This window comes from Terriglobia bacterium (genome assembly GCA_036496425.1).
Classification (GTDB): Bacteria; Acidobacteriota; Terriglobia; order 20CM-2-55-15; family 20CM-2-55-15; genus 20CM-2-55-15.
In genome coordinates this window covers 22644-29416 of sequence record DASXLG010000357.1, presented here as the reverse complement: position 1 = coordinate 29416, position 6773 = coordinate 22644, and the positions used below count along the sequence as shown (strand labels likewise).

The window sequence follows — 6773 nt, the reverse complement described above, 5'->3', positions numbered from 1 at the left end:
AGAACCTCACGCACAAGAGGCTTGAGGTCAGCATCACCGCCGACGCCAAGCAGTGGATTCTCGATAAGGCGTGCCGTGACAAGAATTACGGCGCCCGGCCGCTGCGCCGCGCGATCCAACGCTATATCGAAGATCCGCTTTCCGAAGCTTTGATCCAGGGGAATCTCAAGGAGTTGTCCAAAGTCGAGGTTTATATGGACGGAGGGCAGCTGTGGTATCGCCCCATGGATCGGGACCGGGAAGAGGTCGGTGTGCCCCTCTCGATGTGAAATAGGGCGGCAGGAAAATAGGGGGCGTCTCCCTATTTTCCTGCCGCCCCTTTTTCACACCCCGACCGCGAACAAAACACCCCCCGGTTCCGTCTAAAAACCTCCGTTTTCTGTAGTAAAATCATCCGATTGGAGGAGTGGTGATGGGCCTAACAGTGTGGCTGGCCCTGTCTGTTGCCTTCTTTACGCCCCAGATGACGGACAATTTAGACCTGAATCGGATTGAAGATGTTAGAGTTACGAACAATCATCGCATTCCGGCGGAAAGCATCCGGTTCCAGCTCCAGACCAAACCCGGCGGCCGCTTCAGCCTGGCGACTGTAGACGGCGATATCCGGCGGCTTTACGCGATGGGCAATTTCGACAATATCCGGGTCGACTACGCGGAGGGAAAAACCGGCCGGATCGTTGTCTTCTGGATTCAGGAGAAAAAAACGATCCGGACCGTCAAATACGAGGGGCTGAGCGCCATTTCCAATTCCGAAATCGTTGAAAGATTGAAGGAAAAGAATGCGGCGATCTCGCAGGAATCGACCTACGATCCCGGCAGGATCCGGAAAGCCGAGAATGTCATCAAAATGGCGCTGGCGGAAAAAGGGCACGAGGATGCCACAGTGAAAGCCGATTCCGAAGACGTTCCACCGAATTCGGTCGCACTGACTTTCAAGGTTGATGAAGGGCCGCTAGTGCGTGTCCAGAAGATCACCATCGAGGGAAACAATGTTTTCACGGGGCGGCAGATCAAGAATGTGATGAGGTTGGTCAAAGAGTCCGATCCGATCAATTCCATTCTCGGCCGGGATACCTATTTCGATCTCAAGCTTGCCGATGATCTGACGCGGATCCGGATGCTTTATGCCGAGCACGGCTATGTGCGCACAAACGTCGCCGATCCGATCGTCGAGACGAAGCCGCATCCGATCCACCGGACGTTTCCGCTGATGCGGCCTTCGCCGTTCGGCATTCCGATTCCGTTTTCGACCAGGACGCTCAAGCGGTATTACATCACCATCAAAATCGAAGAGAACAACCAGTACCGCCTCGGCAATATCAGCGTCAGCGGGAACCGGCTACTCGATGAGGCGAAGATCCAGAGCGCGCTCGGTCTCAACTCCGGCGACGTTTTCGATGAAGTGAAGCTGCGCGACAACTTTCTTCAGCTCAAAAAGCTCTACGGCTCGAAAGGCTACGTGAATTTTACGGCGGTGCCGCTGCAGGCCTTCGACGAACCGCACAAGATCGTGAATCTCGCGGTGAACGTCGAAGAGGACAAACCGTACACCGTCGACCGCATCACGTTTACCGGGAATACGACGACGCGCGATAAAGTCATCCGGCGCGAGATCATGATCGACGAAGGCCAGGTATTCGATTCCGCGCTATGGGACATGAGCATGCAGCGGCTCAATCAGCTGGCGTACTTCGACGAAATCAAGCCGGAAGACGCCGATATCAAGCTGAATCAGAACCCGCCGACCGTCGATATCCACCTCAAGGTTAAAGAGAAGCAGCGGAATCTGATCGGCGTGACCGGCGGAATCAGCGGAATTGGCGGAAGCTTTGTCGGCTTGAATTACGAATCCAACAACTTCGCGGGTTCCGGCGATACGTTGGGCCTGACCGCTCAGGCCGGCACGCTGCAATCGCAATATCGATTGAGCTTCACCCAGCCTTATCTGTTCGACCGGCCCTGGACGGCGGGTTTCTCCGTCTTCACGACGAAGTTTACTTATGACCAGTCGGCGGACCTGTTCGGGCTCGCGGTTCCGCCTTCGTCGAACGGAGAGACGCTGAATTTCGAGCAAAAGGAAACGGGAATCAACCTGTCTTCGAGCCATCCGATCCGGGTCTGGAATCGGGCGGGTTTGACCCTCGGTCTGACGCATTCGCAAACGACCGCTATCAATTCCGCCACCGAAGATTTTTTCGGCGCCGTCAAGACCGAGACCGATCAGTCCCTGACGATACCTCAGACCGGGACGAACTTTTCGAACTTCCACGCGCATTCGCTCACGCCCAGCTTCATTTCGAACCACACGAAAGGGTTGGCGTACGCCCCTTCGCGCGGCTGGAGCCTGTCGACGACATTTGAATATGCCGGCGGCCCTCTCGGGGGCACCGTGAACTACTTCCGGCCCGCGATGGATTTCCGGTATTTCCATCCGATCAACAGAGGCCGGAATACGATCGCCATGCGTTTCACGACGGCCTATATCCACGGCTTCAGCGGAACGTCGGTGCCGTACTATCAGCGGTTGTTTCTCGGCGGCGATTTCGATATCCGGGGCTTCGATTTCCGTGAGATTACGCCGATCGCATATCTTGTGCACAACGTCACCACGACCAACGCGCAGGGCGTCAGCGTGACGCAGCCCGGGGACGACGTGGTTTATGTCGGCGGCGATACCCAGGCCGTTTTGAATCTCGAATACCGCATTCCGATCGTCGGCCAGATCGTGACTCTGGCCCCTTTCTTCGATGCGGGAAACGCGTGGGTCATCAAAAAAGGCCAGTTGACGCGCAAGATCCTGAACAGCGATGGCACGTTCACGGCCCTCCCGGTGAAGTTTCTGCCGGGTACGAATTCCGGTATCCGCACCAGCACCGGCATCGAGCTGCAGATTCTGTTGCCGGTGATCCGGGCGCCTTTCCGCATCATTTATGCCGAGAATCCGAATCGGATAAACGGAACTTTTTCTGGTCAGTTGACCGGAGCTCCGTTCACGATCAGCGAGAAGGCAAACAATTTCAAATTTACGATTGGAAGAACTTTCTAAGACGAGGATGAGATGAGAAAACTCAGTTTGGTTACGTTGATTTTATTAGTGCCTGCGGCATTGCTGGCACAGGCGCCTGCGGGTACTTCTGCCGCGAATGCTGCGGCTCCCGCCGCTGCGGGCGCCACAGCCGGCCGCGTCGCCGTGGTCGATATGCAGCGGGCGATCACGGAAAACGCCGAAGGCAAGAAGGCGCAAGAGAAGTTCAAAGTGGAGTTCGAGAAGAAGCAGAAGGACTTTGAAGAGAAGCAGAAGCTGCTGGCGGACACCCAGACGAAGCTTCAGACCGGGGACAAGGCCTTGAGCGACGCCACCAAGGCCGAAATGACGCGCCAGGTCGAAAAGTTGAACACCGACCTGCAGCGCATGAATGACGACGGCCAGAAAGACCTCGGCGATCTTCAGCAGCAGCTTTTCCGGCCGATCGCCGAAAAAACCCAGGACGTGTTGAAGGCGTATTCGAGCGAGAACGGCTTCGCCGTCGTTTTCGATTCGTCGAGCCAGGCCAACAGTATCATTTATGCGTCGGATGTGGCGGACATCACCACCGAGATCATCCGCCGGATCGATGCGACGCCGACGAAACCGGCCACGGCCCCGGCAAACCAGGTTTCTCCAGCTGCACCCAAGAAATAAGAAGAAACCACAAGAAGCACAGGACGCACAAATATCTTGTGCCTCTTGTGCTTCTTGTGGTTCCTTTCCCCTTGTATGGAACTGCGAATAGCCGAAATCATGCGGATCCTTCCGCACCGCTACCCGTTTCTCCTCGTGGACCGCGTCATCGAGGTGGATCCGGACAAACGAATCGTCGCGCTTAAAAATGTCTCGATCAATGAGGGTTTCTTCAAGGGACATTTCCCGGGAGCGCCGGTCATGCCGGGCGTCCTGACCATCGAAGCGATGGCGCAGACGGGCGCCATTCTCGGCCTTCTGGAGAAGAATGCCGATCTGACGAAGACGCTGGTTTATTTCATGGGGATCGATGAGGCGAGGTTTCGCAGGCCCATCGTTCCCGGCGATCAGATGCGGATTGTGGTGGAAGTCCTGCGCCGCAAGGCCATCGTCTGGAAAATGAAGGGCGAGGTCTATGTCGGCTCAGAGCTCGCCGCTGAGGCGGTCCTGCTCTCTTCGATAGGCCGGCAACCGTGATTCATCCGACAGCGATCATCAGTCCGAAGGCAAAGCTGGGGACGAATACGTATGTCGGCCCGTACTGCCGGATCGGCGATTGCGTCACGATTGGAAACGACTGCCGGTTCGAATCGCATGTCGTCGTCGAAGGGCCGACAACGATCGGCGACGACAATCAGTTTTATCCGTTCGGCACCATCGGTCTGCAGCCGCAGGATCTGAAGTTCAACGGCGAGGAAACGTTTCTGACGATCGGCAACCACAACGTTTTTCGCGAATACGTGAACGTTCATCGCGGCACGAAAGGCGGCGGCGGCCGCACCCTCATCGGCGATCACAACTTTCTGATGGCGTACGCGCACGTGGGACACGACAGTATGCTGGGTAGTCACATCATCATGGCGAATGCGGCGACGCTCGCCGGTCATGTGACGATCGAAGATCATGCGACGATCGGCGCATTTTCGGGTGTCCATCAGTTCTGCCGGGTGGGAACGCATGGATATGTCGGCGGTTACAGCGTCATCACCAAGGACGTTTTGCCTTATTCGAAGACCGTCAGCGAACGCAATACGCACGCGTTCGGGCCGAACGTGATCGGCCTGGAACGCAAAGGATTCACTCCGGAACAGATCCAGAACATCAAGACAGCTTTCCGTCTTCTTCTTCAATCCAAACTGAACACATCTCAGGCTGTCGAAGCGATCCGGGAGAAGCTGAAGTCTCCGGAAGTGAAGATCCTTCTTGATTTCATCGAGACAGCGGACCGTGGCGTTATCAAATAGATACGGCCTGATTGCAGGCAATGGAAAGTTTCCGTTCCTCGTGCTGGAGGCGGCGCGAAGTCAGGGTATCGATATGGTCGTCGCGGCGATCAAGGAAGAAACCTTTCCGGAGATCGAAAAGCATGCGAAATCGGTCCACTGGATGTCGCTGGGGCAGCTCGGTAAGTTGATCAAGACGTTCAAGTCCGAAGGCGTCAATCACGCTGTCATGGCGGGCCAGGTCAAACACAAGCAGATCTTCAGCGGGATTGTGCCGGACTGGAAAATGATCCAGCTGCTGGCAAGCCTGGCTACGAAGAACACGGATTCGCTGATCGGGGCGGTCGCGAAGCTGCTCGAAGACGAAGGGATACACCTGATGGATTCCACCTTGTTTCTACGGCCGCTGCTGCCGGATCCGGGTGTGCTGACGCGCCGCGCCCCATCGGACGAGGAAAAAAAGGACCTGGACTACGGATGCAGGATCGCGCGTGAACTGGGCCGGCTGGATCTGGGACAGAGTGTCGTCGTGTGCGATGGCGCCTGTGTGGCGATCGAGGCGATGGAAGGCACGGACGCCATCATCGAGCGGGCTGCCGGACTCGTGAACGGGCGCGTGTTGAGAGTTGTCAAATTGGCGAAGCCGAACCAGGATTTGCGCTTTGACGTGCCGGTTATCGGACCGGCTACCGTTCGGCTGATGGCGCGTCTGAAGGCGTCTGCGCTGGCGATCGAAGCCCGCAAAACATTGATGATCGACCGCGACGAGCTGGTGGGGCTCGCGGATCAGGAGAACGTCGCGATTGTGGCGGTGGAATAAGGGGAAAGGAACACCAGAAGCACAAAAGGTACAAGAGTTCTTGTGCCTCTTGCGCCTCTTGTGTTCCGGTCTTTATGGTTAAAGTTGCGGTAATTGGTGTAGGACATCTCGGAAAGCAGCACGCTCGGTTGTACTCGGAGCTCGGCTGCCTGGCCGGCGTTGCGGATATCCTTGGGCCGCGGGCACAGGAGATCGCTGCGCAGTACGACACGACGTCGTATAACAATTACCGCGAGCTGTTCGGCAAAGTGGACGCGGTGAGCATCGCGGTGCCGACGCTGAACCATTCCGCGATCGGCATCGATTTTCTCGAACACGGCATCGATGTGTTGATCGAGAAACCGATAGCCTCGACGATCGAACAGGCACAGGCCTTGATCGAGGCGGCCGCACGGAACAATCGTATCCTTCAGGTGGGTCACGTCGAGCGCTTCAATCCGGTAGTTGCCGCGGCGCGCGAGGCCGCGACCAAACCTCAGTTTTTCGAGATTCATCGTCTGGCGGCTTTTTCGCCGCGGAGCCTGGATATCGATGTGGTTCTCGATCTCATGATCCACGACATCGATATCGTTCTCAGTCTGGTGCCGGCGCCGGTCCGCGAAGTCAGGGCGGTCGGGATTCCGGTGCTGTCCTCCAAGGCGGATATCGCGAATGCCCGCGTCGAGTTCGAAGACGGATGCGTGGCGAACCTCACGGCGAGCCGCGTCAGTTTCGAGAAGACGCGGAAACTGCGGTTTTTTCAGCCGCACGATTACATCTCTGTGGACTATGCGAGCCAGACCGGAACGATGGTTTCTCTAAGGATGGGACGCGTGACCGAACGAAAGCTGGAGCCGCCGAATCAGGAGCCGCTGAAGCTTGAATTGATGTCGTTTGTCGACTGCGTGGCGAAGCGTGGAACGCCCGTTGTATCGGGCCAGGATGGGTTGAGAGCGCTCGAGCTGGCGATGCGGATTAACTCTGCAATAGCAGAAAGACTTGTGCTACGTTGACCCAGAGTCAGAAAGCG

7 protein-coding genes are annotated in these 6773 nt (G+C 56.8%); all 7 read left to right on the top strand.

What is annotated here, in order from left to right; translation table 11 throughout:
• A partial coding sequence (locus tag VGK48_26365) for an ATP-dependent Clp protease ATP-binding subunit ClpC (GenBank protein HEY2384716.1) occupies positions 1–269 on the top strand: 269 nt, incomplete at its 5' end.
• A 143-nt stretch (positions 270–412) separates the two neighbouring features.
• Complete coding sequence (gene bamA / locus VGK48_26360; protein HEY2384715.1) at positions 413–3046, top strand: outer membrane protein assembly factor BamA; 2634 nt, start codon at positions 413–415, stop codon at positions 3044–3046.
• Between the two features lie 12 nt (positions 3047–3058).
• The gene (locus VGK48_26355) at positions 3059–3682 is read left to right on the top strand and encodes an OmpH family outer membrane protein (GenBank protein HEY2384714.1); all 624 of its coding nucleotides are present in this window, start codon (positions 3059–3061) and stop codon (positions 3680–3682) included.
• A gap of 99 nt (positions 3683–3781) precedes the next feature.
• Positions 3782–4198, top strand: a complete 417-nt coding sequence (gene fabZ / locus VGK48_26350; protein ID HEY2384713.1) for a 3-hydroxyacyl-ACP dehydratase FabZ — start codon at positions 3782–3784, stop codon at positions 4196–4198.
• Positions 4195–4965: an acyl-ACP--UDP-N-acetylglucosamine O-acyltransferase gene (lpxA, locus tag VGK48_26345; GenBank protein ID HEY2384712.1), complete on the top strand. Its 771-nt coding sequence runs from the start codon at positions 4195–4197 to the stop codon at positions 4963–4965. Before fabZ ends, lpxA begins: the two co-directional genes overlap by 4 nt.
• The gene (gene lpxI / locus VGK48_26340) at positions 4949–5764 is read left to right on the top strand and encodes a UDP-2,3-diacylglucosamine diphosphatase LpxI (protein HEY2384711.1); all 816 of its coding nucleotides are present in this window, start codon (positions 4949–4951) and stop codon (positions 5762–5764) included. The genes lpxA and lpxI overlap by 17 nt, the downstream gene beginning before the upstream one ends.
• Positions 5765–5838: 74 nt before the next feature.
• Complete coding sequence (locus VGK48_26335) at positions 5839–6756, top strand: Gfo/Idh/MocA family oxidoreductase (GenBank protein ID HEY2384710.1); 918 nt, start codon at positions 5839–5841, stop codon at positions 6754–6756.
• Positions 6757–6773 lie beyond the last annotated feature (17 nt).